The sequence below is a fragment of the Mucilaginibacter inviolabilis genome (genome assembly GCF_011089895.1).
GTDB classification, from domain to species: Bacteria; Bacteroidota; Bacteroidia; order Sphingobacteriales; family Sphingobacteriaceae; genus Mucilaginibacter; species Mucilaginibacter inviolabilis.
On the sequence record NZ_JAANAT010000001.1, the window covers coordinates 2320052 to 2347015 of the forward strand.

Sequence of the window (26964 nt, forward strand, 5' to 3'; positions counted from 1 at the left end):
AGAGTAAGCACCCATCTTTAAAATTAAATATTTCTTAATAGTTAATTTTAATTTTATTAATCTGTATCATATTTTTCTTTTAAATGCTATTTATCCATTCATTTTGTTCATTACTTTAAACACTATATCCTTCTGACGAAACGCACGTAATAACCCGTAAATTACTTATTAGTTTAATAGCTGATAGGAATATTTTGTGGTTATAAACCTGCGCTTTATGAAATTTTTTTTACATTATTGGATATTGTTGCTGATACTATTTGGTTTACAGGCACAAAATGTAAAAGCAGCAACCGTATCATGGGCCGGCGGCAATACCACTGGACCCGGAGGCGCAAATGCATGGAGTAATCCCGGCAATTGGAACACGGGTACCGTACCAACAATAACAGACGATGTAAGTATTGGTGCCGTGCTCGCCTTTGCTAATCCCCCTGTTGTGGCTTCAACTGATAATGTGTCCTGTGCATCTATCACTTTTGGTGCCGTGGCAACTCTAGTATCTATACCTTTAACCGTTAACGGCACTTTAACTGTAACGGGTGCTGTTACGGTGCTTCCAACTTTATTAATTGCTTATTCGGTTCCGTTATCCGGAACCGGCACCCTCAACTGCGGCTCTATACAAATTAACAACACCACAAATCCCGGTAATGCACTTTTAAATCTCACAGTTGGTTTAAATTTGATAGTAACACTTCAAAATCTAAATGTGAGTGGAAATGTGACTGTCAATTCAAGTTATGTTGCAGTATTAATTCTTGGATTGGGGGAAATTGACGGGAAATTTTCATTAGTAAGCGGAACTACTACTATTGGGGGGCAAATACTCACACAAAATACCTTGTTTGGTTTACTTAACCTCGGTACCGGTACAGGAGTTCCTGTATTCAGTATCGATCCAGGTACCGGTTCAAACGCTACACTAATACTCACCAATGCCAACCCTATTAATACAACGCCTGTTTCCGGATCAACCTATGCAGGTACCATTGATTTTTATAATAGCACTGGGACCGGGCAAGCTACCGTAAATTATGCTTACACGGGCGCAGGTACTCAAACTGTATATGCTACAACTGGCATAAGCAATTTAAATACAAGTCCGGCATTGTATCAAAATCTGATATTTACCGGAACTGGCAATAAACGCCCTACCGTTTCATCAGGCCTGTTAACCGTTGCCGGCAATATTGATAACTCGGCAAGCTCCCCTATTGATTTTGTTACCAATACCAATACGGTTCAACTGACAGGCACTACCCAAACTATTGCAGGAGGATCATATGTTAACAGCGCGTTGCCCGCATCGCCCGTTGGTACCGTATTCTATAATCTTACCTCATCTGCTACAACTGCAACCTTAAGCGGTCGTAATAATATAGCTGCTCTGGGTACGCTGGCTTTTTTAAAAACCAGCAACACCACGATGAATGTGGATGCTACGGCAACCAACAGCCTCACCCTCTTATCAAACAGTACCGGTGATGCCAGTATAGCCAGTTTAAGCACCGATGCCAGCAGTAATGCTATTACCGCTACGGTTACCGGCAGCATTAACGTACAGCGCTACGTAAAAGGTGGTGGCGGATCAACCGGACCACGCCGTTATATGTTAATCTCGTCGCCGGTTGCCAATGTTTCAGCAAGCACGTATAATCTGCTGCCATTTTTTGCCACTACTTATATCACCGGCTCTCCGGGTGGTGGTTTTGATAGTTCGCCCCAAAACAACCCTTCGGTTTTTATATATGATGAAAATGCCCCTTTAACCAGCAACCCATCAGTAGTGACTGGTAATGAGTTTAAAGGTTTTAACACCATTAACGAAACTGTACCCATGGGCAATGGAGTTGAATTTTATTTCAGGGGTAGCCGTACAGGAGTGTCAAGCTCTACCGTATTTGTAAGCCCTTTCCCTGCTCCTGACAATGCCACCTTAAATTTTTCGGGCGCTGTATATAAGGGCGCGGGGACCAATGGCGCTTTCACGGCAAGCATCATTAATTTCCCTGCCACACCACCAACTTATTATAGTTCGTCAGCGGTTACCTTTTCAAACAATTTATCATATGCCAGCTCTGCCTCTACAAAAAAAGGGCTTAACCTGGTAGGTAACCCCTATCCTTCGGTTATCGACCTGCAAAAAGTTTACTCGGGGAATGGCAATGCTTACAGGTATTATTACATGCTGGTAAAAAATATCAGCACAGGCGCCAATAGCTTCTCAACTAAATATGCTGTTTATGATGCCACCAACTCCGGAACTCCACCTGCAGGAGCCAGCAGGTACGCTGTATCCGGACAAGGCTTTTTTATAACTGCAGCTAATGCAACCTCAACATTAACATTTAACGAGGGGATGAAAGTGCCTTATAGCTCCTATACATCACCTGCTTCAACCAGCCCGGTGTTTAATGTAATACGCAACCCAAGTGTGGTAGCTAAAACCCTAACTGTTAGTCCCGATAAAGCCAATAACACACAACAGGTAGCAGCTGCGGCCGCCCCGGCAGCGGCCCAAACCAATGCCGATCCCATGCCGCGATTACGCTTAGAAATGATGAAGGATACCAATATATTGAATACAGCCGACATTGCCTTTGATAAAAACTCCAGTGCTAAATTTGTACCCGGCGAGGATGCGCCATACATAGCAGCATCGGGTCAGGGCGATTTTTTTTATTCGCAATCGGTCGATTCTGTTGGGTGTTTTGCCAATTATACCGGTAACCTGGAAAAACTAAAACGCATCAATTTATTTATCGCGTTTTCGAATTTTGGGCAGTACAAAATTACATCGCCCATTAAATCAAATATTGACGAACGCTATACCATCTACTTAAAAGATAAATACACTAACGACTCCTTAGATGTGGTACATAACGATGTTTATACATTTAATGTAGATCAGAATGCCGCCAGTTATCCCCGCGATCGTTTCTACCTGAGCATTGGTATTGCTCCGGGACATGAATATAAATTATTAGGCTTTAATGGCAATAAACTAACAGGTGGCATTCAATTAACCTGGAAAACCGACAATGAAAGCAATTTCACAGGTTTTGCAGTTCAAAAAAGCACCAATGGTGGTAAATCATTTGAAGTGATAGACAGCTTACAATCAACCGGCGCAGGCAGTTATACCTTTACAGACCCTGCTCCCGGTACCGGTCAAATCACTTACAGGCTGGCTCAAAGTTTAGTAACCGGTGATACCCAACTATCAAAAAACCTGGTATTTGATTATAGCGGCGACCTGAATGTTTTAAAATTCATGGTATATCCCAGCAATACCGCCCAGGATATTCATATTAAGCTGGGCAAAACCTACAGTAACAATATCAAGATCAATATTATAAGCGCAACAGGCAGTATGGTAAAAACCTTAACTACCACCGATACCGATTCTGTACAGGAAAACGTAGGCAATTTAATCAAGGGGCTTTACATTGTAGAGGCTATTGATGCTGCCACGGGCAAACGCATCGGGAGCGCTAAATTCTTCAAACAATAAGCTACTATCCAATCGGTCTTTATGGTAACCTGGCGAGTTGACGTTTGTCGCCTTTTTTGAAAAAATTCTTTAAAAAATGTTCTTTTTTGTTCATTTTATTCACTGACTAACATGTCTTTAGGGTATAAAAATGAAACTTTGACGAAATTTTACCCGTATAAAGCCCTATTATTGTAAGCTTTAATACTCAAAACATTGTCACTTCCGAATTTGCAAAACCATTTACCCAAAGCTCTACTGATCTTTATTTTCCTGATAATTACCCAAAGCAGAGCCCTTGCCACAATAACTTTTGACTGGGATGGCAGCAATTCTACAGATTGGACGCTTAAGGCTAACTGGACCATTACTGCAAACAATGGCGAAAATTTAACAAACGTAAATTACCCGGGTGAAAGCAGCAGTCGTACTACTGATATCGTGAGACTTGGTGTTAATACCTCTGTTAGTGCTTTTGCTAATCAACCCATACTTAGCGCAAGTGTCACTGTAGCTTCTCTTACGTTTGGATATGCCGTAAACAGCAGTACTCCTGCCGGTACTATATTCTCAGGTTCTGTTTTAACTATCTTATCGCCTGCTATATTAACCGTAAGTGGTGATATTGTTCAAAACGTCAGCACAAGCAGTACCACTATATTTAATGCCATCAGAGGAACAGGCTCCATAACCTGTACTAATTTACAACTCGGCATCAACGGTACCACCAGGGTACCTAATTTATTCTATCTGATCGTTGAACCTGCCGTGTTTACTATAGCCAACAACGTTAATATATACGTAAACTGCTCATCACAAAATGGTAGTGGTATCAGGCTCGAGGGTGGCACTATGACCATAAACGGGCAGATAACATTTACCAATAGCGGCAATAGTACAACACAAAATTCCGCTTATTTTACCGTAAATGCCCTCACATCTTATAAAGGGAGCAATAATAACACAGCTACCAACCCAACACTCATACTGAAGAGCACTACTCCTATAAGTTCTATACCTACACCTTATGCCTCTTGTAATTTTTACGGAGATCACGGCGGTAAGGCAACCACTATTTATCAGGGGGCAAACCCGCAAATTTTCACATCTGCCTATCCTGGTTTCGGACCTGGTGGCGGTCCACCCATAAATTTACCTGCTACAAACCCTACTTATGATAACCTGGTAATACAGGGCACGGGTACTGCCGTAATAGGTGGTCCGGGTGGTGGAAACCCGGCTTATTTAACCATTGATTCTACATTAACAACTGCCAGCAATACTACTTTTAATACGGTTAATACCACAACCACTATTGGCGTTGTAAATGGTGCAACAGGAGCAAAATGGACAAACTCTGCTACAGTGACTGGCGGAGCAGGCTCAATCACGGTTAATGGAAGCCTTTTCAATAACTCACCTGGAATTATTAATCAGGCCGGAGGCAACCTCACCGTTGCATCCAACGCCAACAACACCGGAGCATTAAATCTGGGGACTGGAGCAACAGATATTAATGGAAGTGTAACCACAGGCGGCTCTTTAACGATGAGCAGTGGCACCTTAAATATTGCGCAAAATTATACCAACACCGGAACGTTTACCGCGAGTAGCGGCCTTATTACTTTTGATGGCACAACCGCACAAACTTTAATCGACCAAACTGCTGCGGGTACAAAATTCAACAATGTAACTTTTACCAATGGTACAACTGGCGCTAACAGCAAACGGATGAAATCGGGGAGTAACTTTTTTGTTAACCCAACTTATACCATCAATGTAAATGGATCGGGGATATTGACAGTTGAGAATACACCATCAACTTATACATCCGCTTTAACCCTGCTCTCCACATCGGCAGGAGATGCCAGCATCGGCAACCTCACTGCCGGAACTATTGCGGGTAAAATTGAAGTGCAGCGTTTTGTAAAAGGAGGAGCCCGCAGGTATATGCTTATTTCATCACCTGTTGCTGATACTACCAATACAGCCATAAGCAGTACCTCCAATAGCTACAGTCTTAAACCAATCATATTACCGGGCACGGCGGGTAGCAAGCTCAGTACTATTGTTACCGGCCCCAGTGGTTCTGGCGGTGGCTTCGACAGCGCCCCTGCTACAGGCAATAGCCCATCTGTTTTTGTTTATAATGAAAATGCACCAGCCACTACAGACGTTAACCAGGTGGCAGGCAATGAATACAAAGCGTTTACGAATACGAGTGCAGCTATACCTATGGGTAATGGCATATTACTTTATTACAGGGGGAGCCGAGATCTGTTAAACCTGGCAACAGGGTCACCTTTTGTAAGACCCTTCCCCGCCGCCGACGATGGCACCTTAACCTTTTTTGGTTCAGTTATCAAGGGAACAACGGCTACCAACTCCCCGATGACGCCCAACATTATTAATTTGCCTACCACCACGTCAACAGACGCATCCACTTACCCCATATCAGGCACAACCTATCCAACCACTTTGTCATATCGCAGTACAGCCACACCCAAAAAAGGATATAACCTGGTAGGTAACCCATATGCATCCGTTATTGACCTGGGCAAAGTAGGCGCGGCTAACACCAGTTTAAAATTTTATTATCTGCTCATCAAAAATGCCTCAACCGGCCCCAACAGTTCGTCTACACGGTTTGTATTGTGCAACACAACTGTACCGGCCGCACCTGTAATAGGAACCGGCGGCAGTCAGTATGTACTCTCGGGACAGGGCTTTTTCGTAGTTGCGCCTAATAATACCACAGCCATTACCTTTAATGAAAGTATGAAGGTATCCTATTCAACTTATACCGGCACCACGCCTCCTATTTTCAACGTAAAAAAAGGAGGCCCTTCCGTTGTAAAAACACTGGCTGTTAACGGAAATCATGACCTTGCGGCAGCTGCAGCCACATCGGCCACTGAATCATCATCAGCCACAACAGTTAATACCAGTACTATGCCATGGTTACGCCTGGATATGATGCAAGACTCAAGTACCTTTAGCTCTACCGATATCTATTTTAACAAAAATGCTCAAGCTAAATTTGTACCTGGTGAAGATGCACCTTACTTAGCTTCATCCGGCCAGGGAAACTTCTTTTTTTCGCAAACTGCCGACTCCATAGGATGCTTTGCCAACTATACCACCGATCTGGAGACACTGAAACGGGTAAATCTTTTTATTGCCTATACCAACTATGGCACCTATAAACTTACTGCGCCCATTAAACAAAACATTGACGAACGCTATACCATCTTTTTAAAAGATAAATTCACCAATGATTCTCTGGATGTTGTACACAATGCCGAGTATACATTCAACGTAACCACCGTCCCAGCCAGTTATGCTCGCGACAGGTTTTATTTAAGCATTGGCATAGCCCCTGGGCACGAGTATAAACTACGCGGGTTTAATGGTGCCAAACAAGCAAACGGTATAAAATTAACCTGGCAAACCGACAATGAAAGTAATTTTACCACATTTGTTATTGAAAAAAGCACTAATGGCGGTAGTTCATTTATATCGATAGACAGCCTGCGGTCAACCGGTGCAGGCAACTATAATTACACCGATATAACACCCGGCAGCGGGCAAATACTTTATCGTTTAAAACAGCAATTGGTAACAAACCGTACAGACATTTCAAAAAATTTAACCTTTAATTATCTCAATACAAACCCTGTAAGATTTATTGTTTACCCCAGCACTGCTTCGCAAAACATCAATATTAACTTTGGCAAAACTTATAGCAACAGCATTAAAGTGAGTATTGCAACAGCATCCGGAGGCCTTGTAAAAACCATAACCACCAGCAACACCAATTATTTACAGCAAAATATTGGTAACCTGTTGAGCGGACTTTACGTAATAGAGGCAGTTGACGAGTCGACCGGAAAAAGAATTGGCAGCGCTAAGTTTTATAAACAATAACATCACCATGAAAATACCAGCCTTTGTAAAAACTATTTATAAATTTTTACCGGGGATATGCCTTTTATTGATCACCTCCAATTGTTTTGCCCAATCAAACCCGGGCGGTGGTCTTTGCGACGGAAATGACGGCGGACCGGACGGTTGCCCTTTGGATACTTGGGTAATTGTATTGGTAGTTGCAGCCACTGTGTTTGCTGCTGTTCATTTATATCGCCAAAAAAAATCCCTTCAGGCTTAGCACCTAAAGGGATCATCATTATATTTTTTCTTGCAGGAATGAATGTTGTGTTGTTTGCCTTATACTTTTCGCATTTGCGATGGGCTGATCTGGTTTACTTGTAATTGTTTCAATACGCCGTCAACCACTTTTGGTAATTCGTCAAGTGTTCTTTGCGGGTTATGCAATTCGCCAACGCCAAAACCTCTCCATACTATACGACCGGTATTACGGTCAATCAAGTCGATGATAAGAGTACCTTCTTTATAAGGTACACGAGCATAGGTGCCGCCGTAACCGTATGGGTAACCCCAGCCGCCCCAGCCACCATAGTAGCCGTAAAAGCCGCGGGACCGCCAGCCCCAACCCCAGCCCCAGCCACCCCAGCCGCCCCAACCCCAACCGCCGTAGTATGCCGGATAAAATTCAGTCTTTACCCCTCTGCCGGTTATGGTAGAATAACTTACAAGCAAATCGGGATTGTTTTCCTGTAATCTTAAGCCTTTGGTTTGTAGTGCCGAGATAGTGGCATCTTTCACTCTTTCGTCAGCGATCTCTTTTTTAATCACGCCACCAGCCTTGTTGCTTGTTTCGGGCGCTACCCAGGCAAATGTTCGGTAAGATGAGAGATCAGTTTTGTTACGGGCTGCTGTGTAGTAATTGTAACTGCTGCAAGCAGACAGGGCCGAAACCAGCAATAATACCAGCCCTGTATAGATAGTTTTTTTCATTTTAATTCACTCCCTTATATTTATTCATTAGACTATTGAGCAAACAAAGGTTTAATTTAAATAATTATTTATTTAAATTAACTAGCTGAGCGTATAACTTTTCTGTAGGCAGGCCCACTACGTTGGTATAAGAGCCATTTATGCGTTCAATACCTATTAAGCCAATACGTTCCTGTATGCCATATGACCCGGCTTTATCAAGCGGGTTATACTGAGTTACGTAACTTTCTATCTCCTGGTTGCTTAGTTTGCGAAAAAACACTTCGGAAACATCAAAGAAATTATTATAATGTCCTTTATACAGCAAACAAACCCCGGTAATTACCTGGTGTACTTTGCCCGATAGCATTTTGAGCATCTCAACAGCATGTGCCGGAGTTTCTGGCTTGCCTAATATCAGACCATCTACACAAACAATGGTATCTGCAGTAAGTACCACTTCATCGGTTATGGTACCATCAAAAGCTTCGGCTTTTTTACGGGCGATGTAAACTGCAACCTCCTGTGGAGTTAGTCCTTCAGGATATGATTCGTCCACATCCTTTAAAACAACCTCAAACTCCATATCCATCAACCTGAGCAGATCCTGCCTGCGCGGTGATTTTGATGCCAGAATGATCTTGGGAATAGATGAGCCCCCCAGCCCCCTGAAGGGGGAGCTTTCGATTGGCATATTTATATTTTCCATTCTCTATTAATTGATTAACAGATACACCTTGTTCCCCCTTTAGGGGGTTAGGAGGCTTTTACCAGCTATAAGCCTGTTCGCTCATCCACTTACCCTGCACTTTAAGTACTTTTTCGATAATATCACGGGCGCATCCTTTACCGCCTCCATAGGGAGATACATAAGTGCTTACCGCTTTTATTTCTTCAACCGCATCGGCAGGACAAACCGGTAAACCGGCCATTTTCATCACCTCCAGATCAGGTATATCATCGCCCATGTATAAAACATTGGTAGCAATGATGGCCTTTTCTTCGAGGTATATTTTAAAACGCTGTGATTTGGTATGCGTACCCATATAAACATCCTGAATACCCAGGCTGTTTAAACGGTATATAGCACTTTTTGACCGGCTGCCCGATATAGCACATACATTGTACCCGCATTTAACGGCCAGTTGCAGTGCATACCCATCTTTAATGTTAAAGGCCCGGCTTTGCTCGCCATTGTCTGTTACAAAAACAGAGCCGTCTGTAAGCACACCGTCCACATCAAAAATAAACGTGGTAATATCTTTTAATTTTTGTAAAAATGACTCCACCGGGAATTAATTATTGAATTAGTGAGTTAGTGAATTATTGAATTTAGCCACAGCAATTGTTTTAATCACTTGATTTTGCAAATTGCCCACTGCTAACTAAAAACTGCCAACTGCCAATTATTGGTTATCGCGCCATTCATAAACCCAGGCCGATTGGATTTGCTCCAGGTGCCCTTCTGTAGATTCGGCTTTTGTGCCTGCAAAGTTAGGTAACGCTAAAACCCATTCCAGCAATTCGGTAAAACGAATGCGGTATATTTTTGATTCGTCAAAATCATCACCAAACTTTTCATAAAGTTCAATAGCAATGTCTTCGTGATCATTCCAGTGAATAGGTAAGGCAAATTTATTGTCGCTCATTTTTTGTGGTACGTTTTACGTGATACGTTATACGTTTTTCTATATTTTTATGTTTACCGGCCTTTTACGTAAAACGTATAACGTCAAACGTAAAACCCGCTGTTTAGTGCCCCAGGAATTGTGACTGATCTGGCAGGGTTACTTCTATATCACCGTCGATGATCACACACTGGCAACCCAGGCGGGAGTTGATACGCGGATTTACAGCCCTGTCAATAAAATCTTCCTCTTTATCTGATATTTCCTGAATATTATCCATTCCTTTATTCACATAAATATGGCAGGTACTGCATCCGCAAACACCGCCGCAATTATGCTGCAGTTCTATGCCGTTCTCCAGGCAAACATCTAATACAGATTCTCCTTCGGCAATAGGCAATTCAACCGGTTCGTGCCCTTTTTCCTCGAAATTTATCTTTATTTTAAAAACGTTCATTTAGGCAAAAGTAACAAAATTACTTGTCCCTGTGCCCACCATTATTGTTTTTGATAATACCCTGACTTAATAAAGTATAAATCTCTTGCCAATATGGCTCATCCTTAAGCATTTGCAGGTGAGCATCCATTGTAACCACATCATTTCGTACAGCCGGACCTGTTTGTACGCTTGCCGGCAGTTTTGTCTGCACTTTCTGTGCAGTTTCCAGTATAAGTGGCTTTAGCATATCAAAATTCATCTGATGCCCGGCCAGCAGCTGTTGTGCCACGGCATAAAGATAATTAGGGAAATTACAGGCAAATACAGCGGCCAGATGCAATATTTTACGATCGGCAGAGTTAACATGATATATATTATTACTGATCGTAGCGGCCAATTGTTCCAGATCCGCTTTGATATGATCATTAGCGGCTTCAATACATAGCGGCACGGCCCAAAAATCAACCTCTTTGGTTTTACTAAAGGTTTGCAGCGGATATAATACCCCCGCATTATTGGTAAAAGCCAGCATATCATTCAAATTGGTTGAACCAGATGTATGTACAATGAGCTTTTGATATCCGGCCAGTGCTTTTACCATTTCTATAATGACACCATCCTTAACAGAAATGATAAACATATCGGTATCGGGGCTGATAGCTGCCAGATTATCAATAGCTTCAGCACTCACATGGTAGGCTAACAGGGCGGCGTGCTGAGCGTTGCGACTATAAACCTGCACTATACGGTGACCAGCGTTTTTTAATGCTGCAGCCAGGTGCGTGGCCACATTGCCAGATCCGATTAAGGTTATATGCATAGTATTTTTACAATTAAAATATTTCGTAATCTATTGTAATTTAAATATTTCTGTATTTTAGCAACTATCATCTTCTATCTATCCGTAGCCCCATGAAAATACTTAGAGTAAGTATCATCATTATTATATTCCTTGTAGGAGCTTCTACCCTTATATTATATAGTTTTTACGAATATAACAATAAGGAAAAAAAGGTTTTAACTACCGCCGAACGCAAAAATATCGACGGCAAATTTATTAAATTAAGTCAGGGCATTACGCATTATCAGCTCGAGGGACCAGAAAATGGTGAAGTGGTGATATTAGTTCATGGCTTTAGCGTTCCGTATTACATATGGGACGGCACCTATGAATTCCTGGTGAAGAACGGTTACAAGGTATTGCGCTATGACATGTATGGCCGGGGTTACTCAGACAGACCTGCGACGGTATACAATAAAACCCTGTACAATACACAACTGCTTGATCTTATAACCGCCCTGAAACTACAGGGACATGTAAACCTGGCCGGTATATCATTTGGCGGCGAAATGATAACCAATTTTGCCTGTCAGCATCCGGGAATCATTAATAAAGTGATCCTGATAGACCCTGCGTATGAGAGCCTTAAACCAAGCGCTCCCCGCTATTTTACCTTATATAACGAGGGAGTAAATTCCAATAAACGGGCTAAAGATCAGTTAAATGATTTTCTGTATCCCAAGGAGCATCCCGGATGGGTAAAACGATACCTGCCGCAGATGGAATACAAAGGTTTTAGGCATGCCCTGGTATCAACCATGTATGATTATGACCAGAACGGGCGACAAAGTAATATATGCCTAAATAATGTCAATAAACCCGTATTGCTTATCTGGGGCGAAAAAGACAGCACATCACCTTTCCGTTACAGTGATTCTATCCGCAGTGTACTCAAGGTTGATTTCTTCCCGGTTGCCGGAGCGGCTCACTTACCTTCTATTGAAAAACCAGATACGGTAAATAACAAGATTTTATCTTTTTTAAAGCAGGGGTAAAAATTGGCACTGGCCAGCATCCCCAAAATTTTGTAATATTAGGTGATGAAACCTAAATTACTCCTGCTTTTATTTTTATTGATGTCCCTGGGTAGCTACGCGGAAGGCAAGCGTTTTGCTTTTACTGCGGATACCGCTAAACTGCATAAAACAAAAACAAAACATATTAAAAAGCTACAACCGATTGTATTCCGTGTTGTTCATAGCCGTGAATCTGTTAAAGGTTACAAACCCTGGTATGATGACTGTGTTTTCACTAATCAATACACCATTGCACAACGCTTAAAAAAGTATCCATTTTCAAAGGCAGTAAAAATATTAGCTGTTTCATTTAATGGAGATGCAGAACCAAATTCTCCTATCGTTATTGGTGAGCTTAAGTCAGATACCCGATCTTATGCGGAGAAACAGTTACTCAAAGGATTAACCATTATTAAAGATAGTTTAGATTATTCTACACTATATGAGGTTAAAACACTAAATCAGGATCAGATCAATCACCTTACCAATATTATTTACAACACAGCTTACAAAAAGATTCTACCTAATACCACAGACTTAGGCTATGCTTGTTATGCCCCTCGCAATGCATTCATATTTCTTAATAAATATGGAAAAGTAATTGATTATCTGGAAATATGTTTTGAGTGCAGAAAGTTCGAATCGAAATATGGGAAATTATCTATTGGTGATTACTGCAACCCAAAATTCGATATGCTCAGGAAATGCTTTGCCGATGCAGGAATAAAAAACATGGAACTGCAGAACGACGGAATGAATAACATGACATAAAACACCCACCTCCTCTTCCAGGGGGAAAGAATTGCACAAGCGTTAGCTTTTACACGATTTATTTTATTTATTCAAGGTATAGAGTAAATCACCCTATTCTTTCCGCCCAATCAATTCCATCAGGTAAATCAGCGCGGCTAAACTCAATATGCACTACCCTTCTTTTTTGATTGTTGGTGGTTCGATTAGATGCATGTAGCAGCAAGGGCCGCATAATCATTACCCCGCCCGCTGCCACCGGACAAAGCATTTCTGTTTCTACCTGCCAATCTATTATTTCAGGGCGATAAATTCCCTTCAGATGTGATCTGGAGATTACTTTGAGTGCGCCGTTATCCGGGCCGGCATCATCCAGATGGATGCGAATGGTAAAATTATCTTGTAATATACCCAATGGCGGCTGTACACCAAACTGATTGTGCTTAACCGTCCATGGACCATAGCCTGCTATATCCTTTTTTTGATCAACCACAATGGTAAGGTCCTGATGCCAGGCCACAAACCAGTTGGACAGCTCGGGCTTATCAAAGTAGATGGATTTGACGGCGAAATATCCTTCGCCAAACAAGCTACTGATCAGTGTTTTTAAATTGTTGTTAAAAATTAAAGGAACAGTCTGAGGCACTTCCTTTAAAAATTGCCTGATGGCAAACAGATCATCCGTTTTTCGAAAAGTCGGGTTTGATGGATCAACAGCTTCAATGATAGCAAGGATAGACTCTACTTCTTCCGGTGTATAAACATCCTCAAGAATGGTAAACCCATTATTGAGGATGCTTTCACGGTGAGCGATTAAATGATTATCCATATTAGGGATCAAACTTACGAAGTTTTAAAAACTTCGTAAGTTTCCGTATGGCTTGAAACAACAACTTTTTGGTCGGAATAAAGATGTATTCAAAAGCCCTCTCCATCCCGATAGCTATCCGGGTGGAGAGGACTCAATGAGGTCTTAAACCACTTTCAATTCTTTTTTCCGGCGCAGTATCGACATAAAGAAACCGATCACCATAATGATAGTACCTGCCCAGAAGAAATTGATATATGGGAACTGGATGGCCTTCATCACAATAAATTTCTTTTTGCTTTCCGGCTGCTGGTACACCATGATCTCCACCTTCTTATTCTCGGGTATTACCTTACTGAAACGCAATTTCAAACCGGCATCATCAACCTTACGGGCAAAATCAAATACGTTACCATTTTTGATCATGTATACAGGTACCACGGTATAGTGATTACCATGTGTTACCACTTCCAGGTTGGCGCCAATAGCCACATCACTATCGCTAAGCGGGATGTTTTGCACTTTAGCTTCTTTGTTCAGACCTTTTACTAAAATATAACCATCGCGGTATTTGATAGTATCGCCAGGTTTTACTTCATGGCTAACAGGTGTATCATAGTTCTTATCGTCATCAACCTCGTCATGAGCACTTTCGGAACCACCTTCGGTAGCACTAATAGCGTTTGACATGGTGATGTGTGTATACATGTCATGGAACAGGTAATGTTTGGTATCCGGCGATGAAGCCAGCTGACCTTTATTTACCTGTACCTTGGGTTTCAGCACAAATTCATTGGTCACTTTGCCATTGGCATCAACCTGCTTGTAATCAACCTTAAAGAAGTGGTTAGGGGCCGAGATTGAGTCGCCAGTATAGGTTACCAGGAAATCACCCATTTTTACAGGCTGGTTACGATAAACGATGATGTTTTCACGCGGGTTTTGCTCCTTGGCAAACTCAGGCGAAAAGCCTTCGCCAGTATTGTTAATAGAGATAACGTTGGTGGTACCCGCGGCAATCAGGGCGCCTACCAACAGTAAACCAAAACCGATATGCGCTACAGCCGATCCAGCCAGTTTGTATTGGCCCTTAAATGCATCGGCCAATATTTTGGCATTGGCTACAACTGAGTATACCGAACCCCACATCACCAATATAAACACTGCATTCAATTTATAAACGCCGGTTCCGTACACTACTAAAGCAGTTATTAAAGCTCCAAAAAGCAGGTACAAACCTGTAGTGATAAAAAAGCGGGTAACATCGGTTTTCTTATATTTTAAAAACTGGGTAAAACCAGTGAGTATGGTTACTACAAAAGCAAAAGACGATTGGATAACATTATAATGTTTAATTATATTGGACGGGGGGGCTATTTTAGTACCGAACATAGCGTTCCATACCGGTACAGAAGTTACCACCAGTAAATGGAAGCATGATAAGCCTAAAAATACCGAGCCAACAAACATCCAAAACTCGCGTGAGTAAGTGTCTTCATCTTTTTTGGTGATCGGTAGGTGTTTCCAGCGCACCACCAGTAATACTACTGAAAGCACCAGGAATATCAACACGCCGATAACCAGCTGCCAGAACATACCATTATCGGTAAAGGAGTGTACCGAAGTATCGCCCAGAATACCACTGCGTGATAGGAACGAGGAATACCAAACCAGTACAAAGCTGATGAGGACTAAAAACGTGGCGGTAAAGTAAGAGTGACCAGTATTTTTAAATACGATGAGTACGTGCAAGGCTGCTACCATCGTAATCCACGGGAAGATGGAGGCATTCTCTACCGGATCCCAGGCCCAGAAGCCATCAAAGTTCAATGATTCATATGCCCAGAATGATCCCATGATAACGCCCGTACCCAATATCATACAAGCAAACAAGGTATATGGTATAGCGGGAGCAACCCACTCTTTATAACGCTTTTGCCAAAGACCAGCTACCGCGTAAGCAAAAGGTACTACCATAGATGCAAAACCCAGGAAAAGGGTTGGCGGGTGAATGATCATCCAATAGTTTTGCAGGGATGGGTTCATACCCTGTCCGTCTTTTATAAATGATAGATAGTCGGGATTTTGGAAGATGGGCGCTTCGAGTGCTTTGCGTAACAGCAGAAATGGCGAGCTGCCGATGCGGGTACCTAAAATTTCGACACCCAACACCATAGTGGCTAAAACCACCTGCGAAAAGGCAACCACCGCCATTACCGGACGCTCCCATGATTTGGCTCTGCGGATGAGGATATTACCTAAAACAGCCTGCCAAAAGGTCCACAGCAGGAAGCCTCCCTCCTGCCCGTTCCAGAAACCTGATACAATGTAGTAAACTGGTAAGGAGCGCGAGGTATAAGCCCAGGCATAATGATACTCAAAATAGTGATTATAAATAACGTAGAACAGGCATACGCCCATACCCAGTATAGAGATAGAATTGATATAAAAGCCGATGCGACCCAGGCGCTGCCATGAGCTATCGTTTTTGCCGGCATCTTCGGTAGTGGCAAAATAATAGCTGATAAATGATATAAGCGCCGCGCCAAAAGAAAGAACGATAAAAAACTGACCTATCTGGCCGGGTAAAAGGTGTTCACCTTTAAAAACTGTATCCATATTTTAAGTCAAAATTCAAAAGTCAAAAGTTAAAAGTCAGGCATTTATGCTTTTTTGACTTTTGAATTTTGACTTTTAACTTTATTATATACCGGCCTGCGTGGCCTTTGCTTCTGTAATTTCTAACTTGTCCTGAGTGTATTTGGAAGGGCATTTCATCAGGATCTTGGAGGCGTGAAACTCCTGGCCAACCATGGTACCGGTTAATACCAGCTGCTCGCTGCGTTCAAAGTCTTCGGGTTTGGTACCTGTAAAAACCACTTTGCGTTCCTCACCTTTATTATCTTTCATATAAAATGAAAAGTAATTGGCATCCTTAGTGGCATCATAATACAACTTTTTTGCCGTATTCAGGTGCCCTACTATATGCAGTTCGCTGGTAGTTTTTGTAGCGTCGCTAAAAGAACCATAGGTACTGGAGTTGGAGTAAACACTAATGATAACCGCTATAGCGATGGCTATAACTACAAGACCAAAAATTGCACTTTTCTTCATTCCGAGGCTTATAAATTATATAATAGATTGCAAAAATACAAAACATAGCGCTAATAAAATTCATTACATGTCATATGTGCTATTTAGAATTATTCTTGATAGACATTTTAGAGGTCAGAATTAAGGGTCAGGAATCAAGATTTTGGGCATGTGGAGTTGATTCACCTTTCCTCCTTTATCTTTAAGCGTTATTGCGAGCGCAGCGTGACAATCCCCGTTTAGAAGATTAACTTGTAAATCGCACCTGTAAAGTCGGGGATTGCCACGTCGTCCCTCCTCGCAATGACGCATGCTGGATACTTTTGTTATATTTACCTAAAGCAAATACCATGAGTAACACATGCAGACTAAGATTGGAATGGATACCAGAGGCGTATAAATCTGAGGGGCGGGCTATAGAAAACAATCAGGTTAACAAAACTGCTATCACTTCCGTATTATATAAAAGATTACTAAAGAACCATTTTCAAAAAACTGGTGGTAAACAAAAAATAGCCCGCTAAACTTACTCTTTTATCCGTTTGTAATGCCTGGTGTTCCGTAAGCCTGTTCAAGACAAATACAAAGAGGAAGCCTATTGGTGTAGCTCGTTGTACAAAGCGCCCAGATCTATCTTAGAATTGTTTTGTTTTAGCGTTTTGGCAATTTTAGTTAAAAGCTCCTTGGTATCATTAAAGTCTTCACCTTCCAGAACCGGACTATTCAAATTTAAAACGTGGGCAAAACATAAGGTACTCAGATTGACTTGCTGCACTGCACGCTTAGACCCAGGCTCCGGTACCTGCTTATTATTCTGAGGAACCCTGTAATACCATAGTAAGTAAATTTTATTATTTATATTAACCCATGATTGCTGTAGGTCAGCAATCTCTAATTTCACCTCATTTTTAATATAATCAAGCTCATATTGTGCATATCCCAGCAACTCGGCCTTTTGTCTTGCCACTGTTGTATCAGTTAAGCTGAGCGCACTGTTTTCGATTAATATATACTGCAGTACTTTTTTATCTACTTCGATAACACCGGATTTGTCTAGTGGTTTAATATGTGCCGATACCACATCCAACGTCAGTGAATGCCCTGCGCTGGTATACACTATCTTCGCACCGTACTTAGTTTCCATTAAAGCAGGTTTGAATTGTTCGGCGGTTTGCGCTGCCAGCTTACCGGCACAAAGTATAAGCAATAGTAAAATTGAGGCCCGCATAAGGTTATAGATTATGGCCAAAAGTAAAACAAAAAAGGGCAGATCTTTCAATCCGCCCTTTTTTGTTTTTACATATTTTTATTTACGGCCAAACACCAAGGTTTTGGTATGATACGGCTATTTTGTTGATAGCGCCTACCATGGCTGCGTTACGCAGGGTTTCAATTTTTGGGTTGCTTTTGTATATCTCTCTGATCTCGTGATATGAGCGGATCATGGTATCTTCCAGTCCGGAGTTTACCAGTTCCAGTTCAGATGCGCCTTTGATAATGGTTGAACGCTGCATTGGTGTTAATGATGTACCGGTAATACCTTCTACCATGTTTACCAGGTTAAGATTGGAGTTTTCTTCAAACCTGCGGTTCATACGACCAAAAGCTACGTGGCTCAGGTTTTTTAACCATTCAAAGTAAGATACGGTTACACCGCCGGCATTAGCATACATATCCGGGATGATCAAACCACCATTAGCATAAAATATGGCCTCGGCTTCTGGTGTTGTTGGACCGTTGGCGCCTTCGGCGATAATCTTTGCCTGTATATTGCGAATGTTATATTCAGTGATCTGGTTTTCTAAAGCGGCTGGTACCAGGATATCGCATGGTTGCTCCAGTCCTTCCATAGTGTTGGTAAACTCGCGCAGGGCACCTGCATAACCTAAAATAGAGCCGGTTGCTTTACGGTGCTGGAAAACAGCCTCAATGTCAAGTCCGTCTTCATTATAGATAGCACCTTCAAATTCGCACAGGCCTACAATGATGGCACCAAACTCAGCCAAAAATTTAGCCGAATAATAGCCCACATTACCTAAACCTTGTACAATTACTCTTTTACCTGCTAAACCCGGCAGCAAGCCCAGTTTTTGCATATCCTCGCCAACGCTTACACACTCGCGGATGGCAATTGCCACACCACGACCGGTTGCCTCACGGCGACCAGCGATACCATGTAGCGCAATAGGTTTACCGGTTACAGCACCCATAGCATCCAGCTGGCCTGGGTTCATGGTAGCATAGGTATCAGCTATCCAGCTCATTTCGCGCTCGCCAGATCCATAATCCGGAGCAGGTACGTCAATGCTGGGGCCAATAAAGTTTTTCTTAATTAATTCCACAGTATAACGGCGGGTAATATTTTCCAGCTCGCTTACGGTGTAGTTTTTAGGGTTTATTTTGATACCGCCTTTGGCACCACCAAAAGGTACGTTAACAATGGCGCATTTGTAAGTCATTAAAGCGGCCAGTGCCATTACCTCATCCTCATTCACCATTTCGCTGTAGCGGATACCGCCTTTGGTTGGCGATTGATGATGTGAGTGCTCTACCCTCCACGCGTCGATCACCTCAAAACCATTACCCCTACGGATAGGGAAACGGAAACGATAAACACTGTTACATGATTTGATCTGGTCTAACAAACCAGCATCGTGTTTGGTAAACTGCGCTGCGTAATCGAAGTTTTTACATACGTCGCCAAAGAAATGGGTATCCTGATCAGCGACTAAAATATTCGTAGCCATAATTGTTATATAAATATTAAACTCTTAAAAAAGTGCACAAATTTGGTACAATTTTTATCAATATCGCAAATATTTTATTGTTAGTGTTTCAAATACACCTTATAACAACGGTACAAAAACCAAGTTTAAACAAGATAGGCAAATTATTTGAACTATTTTTCCTTTTCGATTTTTTTTAATCGACGGTCCATCGAGAACAGATAAAGGGCCAATCCGGCAAAAATAATGGCTATGGTAAGTACTACAACGTATATTTTACCAGAGCTGCGCAAGGTGTCGGCCATTTCAACCTGCTGCGCTTGTTGTGCCATAACAGCAGTACAACTAATGAGCAGCAATAACGAAAAGATCAATTTCTTCATATTAATTGTCATTCTTTTTATTCTCAACTAAACGGATACGGTAACGGAGCGTAGCTATCCACAAGGCTATAAAGCTCCAGCCTAGCAAGGCCGGGTAAAAGGCTATCTTCATACCATTATCCAGGTCATATTTTCCAAACGCGGGGTTACCACCACTTCCAGGATGCAGGGAGTCTGTCATCCGAGGTAAAATAAATATCAGCACAATCATGATCGGGAAAGCGAAAATGTTGTAAATGGCCGATATTTTAGCACGCTTTTGCTCCTCATCTATCGAGTTGCGTAAAACGATGTAAGCACAGTACAGCAGAAAAGCTATTGCAGCGCTGTTTTGTTTAGGGTCACCGCTCCAGAACTCGCCCCAGGTGTATTTCGCCCACAGCATCCCGGTTACCAACCCAAGCGCATAAAACAGTAAGCCGGTGTTAACACATTCCACAGCTGCCAGGTCATGCTCCTCTTTACCAGAGCTTAAATATTTAATACTGAAATATACCGATACCACAAACACCGTGAGCATGCCCATCCACATGGGTACGTGAAAATATAAATTACGGATGGTTTCGTGAATGATCTGCAGGCGCGGTACCTTAAATAATAAACCGGTTATAAAGGTGGATAAAACCATTAAAACGGCTATCACTTTCCACCATGTTTGATAAATAAACTTCATATTGATTGATGGGCAAATGTAGTTATTTTGTATTAGTTCATTGGTATTATTGGCTCATTAGTTCATTGGGTCTTTTGCTAAGGTTTTTTACCTTCTTTAAAGTGTTTTTGCAAACAGGCAGTGAAACCGGCCTATTATCAACATATAAGATTCTACCCCTCCAGGTATAAAAAATGCGCTCCGTATCTCAATCCGGAACGCACCACATCAAATGTGTCAACTAAACCTCAGATCTCACCTTATTGACCCAAGCTCTTTACTGCAAAAGCAGCTTTTATATTATTCGCTTCTCAAACTTTTCACCGGATTTTCTTTTGCTGCTTTTATGGCCTGGAAACTTATAGTTGCCAGGGCAATAATTGTTGCAACAAGGCCGCCTGCAGCAAATAACCACCAACTCATGTTGATGCGATAAGCATAAGCCTGCAGCCATTGGTGCATATAGTACCAGGCAATAGGTGTAGCAACGGCAAAGGCAATGGTTATGAGTATGATAAATTCTTTTGAAAACAAGTAAACAATACTGCCCGCAGAAGCCCCGAGTACTTTACGAATACCTACTTCTTTTACTCGCTGCACGGCCATAAATGAGGCCAAACCATACAACCCAAGACAGCTAAGAAAAATAGCGATTGCCGCAAAAATTTTGTACAAAGCGGCTAACTGACTTTCCTGTTTGTAAAAGCTTGCGATTTTATCATCCAAAAACCTGTATTCATAAACATAATCAGGAAATGTTTGCTCCCATATTTTTTTAATGGACTGCATGGTAGAAGAAATATTTGAGGTAGTCAGTTTTATGGCAACCTCACGGTACATGGTAATATTGGTAGCAATAAGCAATGGTGCCACAGTATTACGTAAAGACCTGTCGTTAAAATCTTTCACTACGCCAACAACAGGGCATTTTATCACGCCACCCAATATGCTTACTTCTTTATTCAAAATATCTTCCGGTTTTTTAAGCCCCAGACTTTTTACGAATGATTCATTCACCAAAAACTCTCTTGTCCAATCAGAAGCTTGCAAATTTCTTCCGGCTACCAGCTGCAATTTATAAGTAGGCACATAACCTTCGTCGGCAAATTTTGTAATAGCCTGAAAATCTTCATCTTTTATTGCGTGGTCAAACTTCAATTTGGTAAACATATTATTATCATCTTCAACCGGCGTATTGGAATTAAAACTTACCGTCTTCACACCATTTACCTGCAATAACTGCTGTTTTAAATAGTCCTGCTTTTGGCCCGGGCGGTAAGAAACATTTACAATCGCATCTTTATCAAAGCCCAGGGGTTGATCCATGAAATAATCCATTTGCTTTACAATGATGAGTGTTCCGATAATGAGTGCCTGCGCAATGATGAATTGAAATACCACTAAGCCTCTTCTTAGTGAAATTCCATTCCCGGCATTTGCTGCGAGTTTACTCTTTAAAGCATTAACAGGATTGAATCTTGATAAAACCAGTGCAGGATAGAAACCGGCAAGCGCAGTTACCAAAATGGTTACCATCAAAAGAAATAAAATAATCGCGGGATTGCTGAATATGTTGAATGAAAGTGAAAGTTCCAAAAGTTGGCTTACAGATGGTAAGGCCAATATGGTAATAACCGCGGCAAGCACAACTGCGCTTACAACTATTAAAAATGTTTCAACAATGAACTGTATCTGCAATTGAGATTTACTGCTTCCCAAAACTTTTCTTACTCCAACCTCTTTTGCACGGTTAACGGCTTGCGCGGTTGAAAGATTTATAAAATTTACACAGGCAATTAACAAGATGAATGCGGCAATTACCCACAATACATTAAGCAATTGATGACTGATGGTTTTGTTGCTGTAATTGCCGGCTTCTGCATCATAATGCACCGCGCTTATTGATTGTATAACCTGGCTATCCTTATTACCCTCAGGTGCCACCTTTTGTGAGTAGGTTCTTAATTGCTGATTAAAATGATCGGCAGATATATTTGGAGGCAACAAAACATAGCAACCAAAATCAGGCGCTGTTTCATTTAACCCTGGTTGTTGAAACCCGTATTCTTTATCACCGGTAAAATCGGTTCCATAGGCAACCACCAATTTTAGCTGAAAATCTGTATTTGCCGGGATAGTTGCCAGAATGCCGGAAACCTTCAGCGCTCTTGCCGGAAACTGGAATAACCCTGCACCAATGCTATAATACCCTGTTATTTTAATGGTTTTACCCATTGCCATTTTCCAATCGCCAAAATATTTTTCTGCTATCTCTTTAGTAAGCAATACGTTGTCCGGATCCTTTAACGACTCATATGAACCGGCAAGCAGCGGAAAATCAAACATTTTAAAAAATGAAGGCGCTGTATAAAACACACCGCTTTGTTCTTTAAAATTCTTTACAGGAGTTCCATTAGCATCAACTATTTGTAACTCATCATTGTGGCTGGCATAAACCGGAGTTACCTGTTCTAATTCGGGAAAAGCCGTTTTCAGTTCTGCCGGTATTGGAAAAGGAACATTTTTAGCATAAGAAATAGTTGCTGCATCTGCATGATGATATTCGGTTAACACCCGGTAAATGCGATCTCTTTTAGAGTGAAAACCATCAAAACTTGTTTGATATTGTATAATAATAAATATCACCATGCAAACGGTAATACCAACAGCCAAACCTGTAACGTTAATAACAGTATAGCTTTTATTCCGCACCAGATTGCGCCACGAAATTTTCAAATAATTCCTAAACATATAATTGCCGTTTAATTTTTCATGAGCCCATTTAAAAAGGGTTTCACGATGCAATATTACCGGCGCCAATTGGGATTGACTTCCCAACTTATAAGATGGGTACTCTTTTTTCAGGTCATTTTTATATTCCAGCGGACTTTTCCCGGTTATTTGTTTAAAAATGCGATTAAATGTGCTTTGAGAGTTGAAACCTGATTCATATGCAATGCCCAGAAGAGTGAGGTGATCAAAAGCGGGGTCCTTCATTTTTCGGGTCACCGCCTGTACGCGATATTCATTGATGAAATCATTGAAGCTTTTTTTAAGCACCGTATTGATGATGCGGGATAATTCATGGGTAGTCATCTCCAGCTTTTCAGCCAATGAGTTTAAGCTTAGTTCCGGGTCCAGATAATACAGATTGGCTTGCACAGCTCTCTTTAACCAAATACCCTTTTGCCTGATTTCCGCCGGAAGCGCCGGTTTTAAAAACAAGGGAGCCTCGGCCAGCGCGCCAACCTCCCGTCGTAAAAAGGCTACTGCCCCTATCCAGATAGTCATTATCGCTAAAAGGATATACAAGGGATAGTACGCATGTATACTTAATTGATAATGGTAATAAAAATAATCTATCGCTGTAAAAGGTATCCACAATAACCATAACAGGCCTAAACCTATCAATAAATTGTGCAGCCACCGCAGTTCGTACCGGTACCTGTCGTTCCCGTTAAATTTCAGGTCCCGATAAAAGCGTTCTATCAGCCTAAGGGATACGTACAAGTAGATACTGACCGAAATAAATGTGAGCAATTGTAATATAGGATTCAGCAGATGAAAGGTTGGCGTTTCATCAATAGCAGCACCGGTTTTTAGACTGTCCATGACTTCCAGCCCCTGGGCAGTCAATTCCAGCAGCAGGGGGCTAAAATGCAACAGATCATTCGATCGGAATTTATATTCGGGCCGGGTTATTTTGAGAACATAAAAAAAGATCAATGGACCAAATGCCAGCGAAAACCGAAGCGGCAACCAGCTCCAATGAGAAAAATAGGCTTCAAGACCGATATCCTTACCCAGTAAGCCAAGCAGCCACAGTACCATTACAACCAGGGCCAAACTTAAAAAACGATTTGCAGCCCGGTTGATCTTTTTGGCAAATCCTAATTGCAGCGCAAAACAAAGCCCAATAAATATCGCACCCAGAAAGGCCAGGTCATACAGGTTTATATGAAGTGTATATGTATTCAAGTAAACTAAATAATGCAATCACTGTTCCAAGTTACTAATTTACTGACAGATAGAAAATTGCATTTTATTTACCCTTATTAAATGTAACGAAACCGAACATTACGCCGTTCGGTTTTAACCGGTACAGGAAACCCAATGAACAACATCAGTCCCCCGGTTCATAATCTACAGGCAGCAGATCGGCCAGTTTGGCTTTGGACCAGGTGCCTTCATAAAGCGGACTTGGGTTTGATATCACGATACCATTCATATCAAACAAAATATAGGCGCTGGAAAGACTTACAATACTGGTTTCAAAGTTGCCCATATCCAACGGACGGTAAACATCTTTAAATTCGGTGGTTTCTTCTTTTTTGGTGTATACTACGTATAACAAATGCGGAAAAACAACAGCATATATACCTTTATCCTGTGTTTTACGCAATATTTCAATGGATTGATAAGGTGTTCTCACCAGATTTTCCCGGTTCCATTTGGTGAGGTTACTGAGCCTGTACCAGTTGTTCAGGGAATCACGATTGGGGGCGATGTCCCGATATCTTTTGATTTTTTGCAGTATCAGTCCTTCATCCGGCCGTTCGCGGTTTAGCATGCGTGTAAAATCATGCGCCTCAAAGCCTTCTTCCTTCAGCCTGTCTTTATATAGCGACCGGTAAAAATGCTGTGCCGAGCCGTAATAAGCCTGCTCGCGTTTCAATTTCCAGGCTTTCTTTTGCTCTGCCGAACCAGGCAATTCTTCAAACAGGGCTTTACCCGCATACTGTATGGTATGCTCAATAGCATCACTTACAAAGTTTTTAAGCAGAAATTTGGTACGATATCCCAGCGCGTGATTCTCTACCACCAGGAACTCATCGCCAGAAGCTTCCAGTTGCTGTTTATTGCGGTGATAAATCAGATTAAGGATATGCGGATTAACCACCCGGCAAAGTTTGGAATTTTCGGTAGTACCTATAAACTCGCGCCTAAACTGCTCATAGTTTTTTTTCCAGTCGGCCGCGCTACTGATCACTACTTCGCGCAGCATCAGTACTTTTTGGGTAAGTTCGATATTGAGTTTCAGCGGTGCACCGCTAACCTGTATGGTTTGCGAGAAATCTTCATAACCAACGGTAGTCACTACCAATTCGTACTGACCGGGTTTAACGCCACCAAGAGTAAATGAGCCATCATCAGAGGTAACGGTGCCATAAGTAGCATTACTTAAAAACACGCTGGCCCTGGATACCGGATTTTTGCCATTGGCATTAACAATAGTACCGGTAATGGTGGTATTTTGAGCCATTACCACAAAGGGGCACGCAATAAAAAGAAGGATGATCCAATAAGGCCGCATTAATGAGGGATACAATTTTTTTCCAAGGTACTAAAAAACATATTTTTTATGAACGCTTGATGAAATTGCCAGGCATTTATTTATTGCTACAATAAAGTTACAATGGGTTTTGATTGACGACGTTTTTTTACCTGACCGGCTCTTATGTTACTGATCAGATTTATTCCTTATCAATCCCTCCACAAGTATGGGAAAAGCAGAAGCGCAGTGGTGATCACGATGGCATTAATGGCGAACAAAACGCCTATATTACCCAGGCTCAAGCTCCTGTCTATCCCGTCCATCGCGTTTTTACTCAGGCGGATAAGTACCAGTATTACCGGTATAATAACCGGAAAACTCAGGATAGCCATCAAGGTGCCATTATTACCCGCTTTGGAGGCAATAGCCGATATCATGGTAAACACCGTAGAGAAGCTCAGGCTGCCCAATAACACGGTTAAAAAGTAAAACAAAGGATCGCCGAGCTTATTATCAAAAAATACCATATATACCAATAAGGCCAGTATACTTAATAAAGCCATCAGTAAAACATTGTATATGGTTTTTGACAGGATAATAGCCTGCGGACTGGCAATGGAATAATAATATAACAAACGGCTTTTACTCTCCTGCATAAAGCTTTTGGCGATAGCATTAACCGAGGCAAACAACATAATGATCCAGAACAGCACATTCCACACCACTTTGTACCCGTTGCTGCCGCTAAAACCCGGCGTGAGGTTAAAAGAGATATAGCAAATGAATACCGTTGATACCACGTATAACAAAACACCATTAAAAGCATATTTTGACCGCCATTCGAGCAAAATTTCCTTTTTAAGCAGGTACCAGGTTTCGTTAACGAGTTTCATGGCGTCAAAGGTAATTATTTGGTTTGTTTGTTTATGGGTTTATCGGTGCATTGGTTTTGCTTGCAGTGACTTATCCCGGTATCTTATAAAAAACGCGTCATTGCGAG

The 26964-nt window shown here is 41.7% G+C and carries 22 protein-coding genes; 6 read left to right on the top strand and 16 right to left on the bottom strand.

Annotated elements, in window-relative coordinates:
- Positions 1-217: 217 nt before the first annotated feature.
- The 3 genes from G7092_RS09400 to G7092_RS09410 all read left to right on the top strand — a co-directional run bounded on the left by G7092_RS09400 (position 218) and on the right by G7092_RS09410 (position 7664).
- Complete coding sequence (locus tag G7092_RS09400) at positions 218-3517, top strand: T9SS type A sorting domain-containing protein (protein ID WP_166088510.1); 3300 nt, start codon at positions 218-220, stop codon at positions 3515-3517.
- Between the two features lie 195 nt (positions 3518-3712).
- Entirely contained in the window at positions 3713-7423 is a 3711-nt protein-coding gene (locus G7092_RS09405; RefSeq protein ID WP_166088513.1) for a T9SS type A sorting domain-containing protein, read from the top strand.
- 7 nt (positions 7424-7430) lie between these two features.
- On the top strand, positions 7431-7664 hold the full coding sequence (locus G7092_RS09410) for a hypothetical protein (protein WP_166088515.1): 234 nt from the start codon (positions 7431-7433) through the stop codon (positions 7662-7664).
- Positions 7665-7723: 59 nt separating this feature from the next.
- Here the strand turns inward: G7092_RS09410 and G7092_RS09415 are convergent, their stop codons facing one another.
- The 6 genes from G7092_RS09415 to G7092_RS30895 form a co-directional block, all read right to left on the bottom strand.
- Positions 7724-8374: a DUF4136 domain-containing protein gene (locus tag G7092_RS09415; protein WP_166088517.1), complete on the bottom strand. Its 651-nt coding sequence runs from the start codon at positions 8372-8374 to the stop codon at positions 7724-7726.
- Between the two features lie 64 nt (positions 8375-8438).
- Positions 8439-9062, bottom strand: a complete 624-nt coding sequence (locus tag G7092_RS09420) for a Maf family protein (protein WP_235953805.1) — start codon at positions 9060-9062, stop codon at positions 8439-8441.
- Positions 9063-9120: 58 nt separating this feature from the next.
- Positions 9121-9642: a KdsC family phosphatase gene (locus tag G7092_RS09425; RefSeq protein ID WP_166088520.1), complete on the bottom strand. Its 522-nt coding sequence runs from the start codon at positions 9640-9642 to the stop codon at positions 9121-9123.
- Positions 9643-9759: 117 nt separating this feature from the next.
- Entirely contained in the window at positions 9760-10002 is a 243-nt protein-coding gene (gene iscX, locus G7092_RS09430; RefSeq protein WP_166088522.1) for a Fe-S cluster assembly protein IscX, read from the bottom strand.
- Positions 10003-10105: 103 nt separating this feature from the next.
- Positions 10106-10438 carry a 2Fe-2S iron-sulfur cluster-binding protein gene (locus tag G7092_RS09435; RefSeq protein ID WP_166088526.1) on the bottom strand — a complete coding sequence of 111 codons (333 nt, stop codon included), beginning with the start codon at positions 10436-10438 and terminating at the stop codon, positions 10106-10108.
- Between the two features lie 19 nt (positions 10439-10457).
- Positions 10458-11270, bottom strand: a complete 813-nt coding sequence (locus G7092_RS30895) for a Rossmann-like and DUF2520 domain-containing protein (protein WP_317170002.1) — start codon at positions 11268-11270, stop codon at positions 10458-10460.
- 62 nt (positions 11271-11332) lie between these two features.
- Here G7092_RS30895 and G7092_RS09445 point away from each other — a divergent pair, with 62 nt between their 5' ends.
- Both G7092_RS09445 and G7092_RS09450 read left to right on the top strand, forming a co-directional pair.
- Positions 11333-12256 carry an alpha/beta fold hydrolase gene (locus tag G7092_RS09445; RefSeq protein ID WP_166088531.1) on the top strand — a complete coding sequence of 308 codons (924 nt, stop codon included), beginning with the start codon at positions 11333-11335 and terminating at the stop codon, positions 12254-12256.
- A 45-nt stretch (positions 12257-12301) separates the two neighbouring features.
- On the top strand, positions 12302-13048 hold the full coding sequence (locus tag G7092_RS09450; protein ID WP_166088533.1) for a hypothetical protein: 747 nt from the start codon (positions 12302-12304) through the stop codon (positions 13046-13048).
- An 88-nt stretch (positions 13049-13136) separates the two neighbouring features.
- Here the strand turns inward: G7092_RS09450 and G7092_RS09455 are convergent, their stop codons facing one another.
- The 3 genes from G7092_RS09455 to G7092_RS09465 form a co-directional block, all read right to left on the bottom strand.
- Positions 13137-13856 carry a phytanoyl-CoA dioxygenase family protein gene (locus G7092_RS09455; protein WP_166088535.1) on the bottom strand — a complete coding sequence of 240 codons (720 nt, stop codon included), beginning with the start codon at positions 13854-13856 and terminating at the stop codon, positions 13137-13139.
- 144 nt (positions 13857-14000) lie between these two features.
- Positions 14001-16454, bottom strand: a complete 2454-nt coding sequence (ccsA, locus tag G7092_RS09460; RefSeq protein WP_166088537.1) for a cytochrome c biogenesis protein CcsA — start codon at positions 16452-16454, stop codon at positions 14001-14003.
- A gap of 84 nt (positions 16455-16538) precedes the next feature.
- Positions 16539-16949 carry a cytochrome c maturation protein CcmE domain-containing protein gene (locus G7092_RS09465; protein WP_166088540.1) on the bottom strand — a complete coding sequence of 137 codons (411 nt, stop codon included), beginning with the start codon at positions 16947-16949 and terminating at the stop codon, positions 16539-16541.
- A 329-nt stretch (positions 16950-17278) separates the two neighbouring features.
- Here G7092_RS09465 and G7092_RS09470 point away from each other — a divergent pair, with 329 nt between their 5' ends.
- A complete protein-coding gene (locus G7092_RS09470) occupies positions 17279-17452 on the top strand; it encodes a hypothetical protein (protein WP_166088542.1) in 174 nt (57 codons plus the stop codon).
- 71 nt (positions 17453-17523) lie between these two features.
- On the opposite strand, the gene G7092_RS09475 is transcribed toward G7092_RS09470, so the two are convergent.
- The 7 genes from G7092_RS09475 to G7092_RS09505 form a co-directional block, all read right to left on the bottom strand.
- Positions 17524-18156 carry a hypothetical protein gene (locus tag G7092_RS09475; protein WP_166088544.1) on the bottom strand — a complete coding sequence of 211 codons (633 nt, stop codon included), beginning with the start codon at positions 18154-18156 and terminating at the stop codon, positions 17524-17526.
- Between the two features lie 82 nt (positions 18157-18238).
- Complete coding sequence (locus G7092_RS09480) at positions 18239-19675, bottom strand: Glu/Leu/Phe/Val family dehydrogenase (protein WP_166088547.1); 1437 nt, start codon at positions 19673-19675, stop codon at positions 18239-18241.
- 152 nt (positions 19676-19827) lie between these two features.
- Positions 19828-20037 (bottom strand): CcmD family protein, encoded by a 210-nt coding sequence (locus G7092_RS09485; protein ID WP_166088549.1) that lies wholly within the window; start codon positions 20035-20037, stop codon positions 19828-19830.
- A gap of 1 nt (position 20038) precedes the next feature.
- Positions 20039-20710: a cytochrome c biogenesis protein CcsA gene (ccsA, locus tag G7092_RS09490; protein ID WP_202985244.1), complete on the bottom strand. Its 672-nt coding sequence runs from the start codon at positions 20708-20710 to the stop codon at positions 20039-20041.
- A 279-nt stretch (positions 20711-20989) separates the two neighbouring features.
- Positions 20990-24667 carry an ABC transporter permease gene (locus G7092_RS09495; RefSeq protein WP_166088551.1) on the bottom strand — a complete coding sequence of 1226 codons (3678 nt, stop codon included), beginning with the start codon at positions 24665-24667 and terminating at the stop codon, positions 20990-20992.
- A 145-nt stretch (positions 24668-24812) separates the two neighbouring features.
- A complete protein-coding gene (locus tag G7092_RS09500) occupies positions 24813-25952 on the bottom strand; it encodes a carboxypeptidase-like regulatory domain-containing protein (RefSeq protein ID WP_166088554.1) in 1140 nt (379 codons plus the stop codon).
- A gap of 221 nt (positions 25953-26173) precedes the next feature.
- Complete coding sequence (locus G7092_RS09505) at positions 26174-26857, bottom strand: heme exporter protein CcmB (RefSeq protein ID WP_166088556.1); 684 nt, start codon at positions 26855-26857, stop codon at positions 26174-26176.
- Between the last annotated feature and the right edge of the window lie 107 nt (positions 26858-26964).

Bases quoted from the DNA above. Each gene is read 5' to 3' on its own strand.
- G7092_RS09400 (WP_166088510.1), top strand. From the start codon at position 218: ATGAAATTTTTTTTACATTATTGGATATTGTTGCTGATACTATTTGGT.
- G7092_RS09410 (WP_166088515.1), top strand. From the start codon at position 7,431: ATGAAAATACCAGCCTTTGTAAAAACTATTTATAAATTTTTACCGGGG.
- G7092_RS09415 (WP_166088517.1), bottom strand. From the start codon at position 8,374: ATGAAAAAAACTATCTATACAGGGCTGGTATTATTGCTGGTTTCGGCC.
- G7092_RS09420 (WP_235953805.1), bottom strand. From the start codon at position 9,062: ATGGAAAATATAAATATGCCAATCGAAAGCTCCCCCTTCAGGGGGCTG.
- iscX (WP_166088522.1), bottom strand. From the start codon at position 10,002: ATGAGCGACAATAAATTTGCCTTACCTATTCACTGGAATGATCACGAA.
- G7092_RS09435 (WP_166088526.1), bottom strand. From the start codon at position 10,438: ATGAACGTTTTTAAAATAAAGATAAATTTCGAGGAAAAAGGGCACGAA.
- G7092_RS09445 (WP_166088531.1), top strand. From the start codon at position 11,333: ATGAAAATACTTAGAGTAAGTATCATCATTATTATATTCCTTGTAGGA.
- G7092_RS09450 (WP_166088533.1), top strand. From the start codon at position 12,302: ATGAAACCTAAATTACTCCTGCTTTTATTTTTATTGATGTCCCTGGGT.
- G7092_RS09455 (WP_166088535.1), bottom strand. From the start codon at position 13,856: ATGGATAATCATTTAATCGCTCACCGTGAAAGCATCCTCAATAATGGG.
- ccsA (WP_166088537.1), bottom strand. From the start codon at position 16,454: ATGGATACAGTTTTTAAAGGTGAACACCTTTTACCCGGCCAGATAGGT.
- G7092_RS09465 (WP_166088540.1), bottom strand. From the start codon at position 16,949: ATGAAGAAAAGTGCAATTTTTGGTCTTGTAGTTATAGCCATCGCTATA.
- G7092_RS09470 (WP_166088542.1), top strand. From the start codon at position 17,279: ATGAGTAACACATGCAGACTAAGATTGGAATGGATACCAGAGGCGTAT.
- G7092_RS09475 (WP_166088544.1), bottom strand. From the start codon at position 18,156: ATGCGGGCCTCAATTTTACTATTGCTTATACTTTGTGCCGGTAAGCTG.
- G7092_RS09480 (WP_166088547.1), bottom strand. From the start codon at position 19,675: ATGGCTACGAATATTTTAGTCGCTGATCAGGATACCCATTTCTTTGGC.
- G7092_RS09485 (WP_166088549.1), bottom strand. From the start codon at position 20,037: ATGAAGAAATTGATCTTTTCGTTATTGCTGCTCATTAGTTGTACTGCT.
- ccsA (WP_202985244.1), bottom strand. From the start codon at position 20,710: ATGAAGTTTATTTATCAAACATGGTGGAAAGTGATAGCCGTTTTAATG.
- G7092_RS09500 (WP_166088554.1), bottom strand. From the start codon at position 25,952: ATGGCTCAAAATACCACCATTACCGGTACTATTGTTAATGCCAATGGC.
- G7092_RS09505 (WP_166088556.1), bottom strand. From the start codon at position 26,857: ATGAAACTCGTTAACGAAACCTGGTACCTGCTTAAAAAGGAAATTTTG.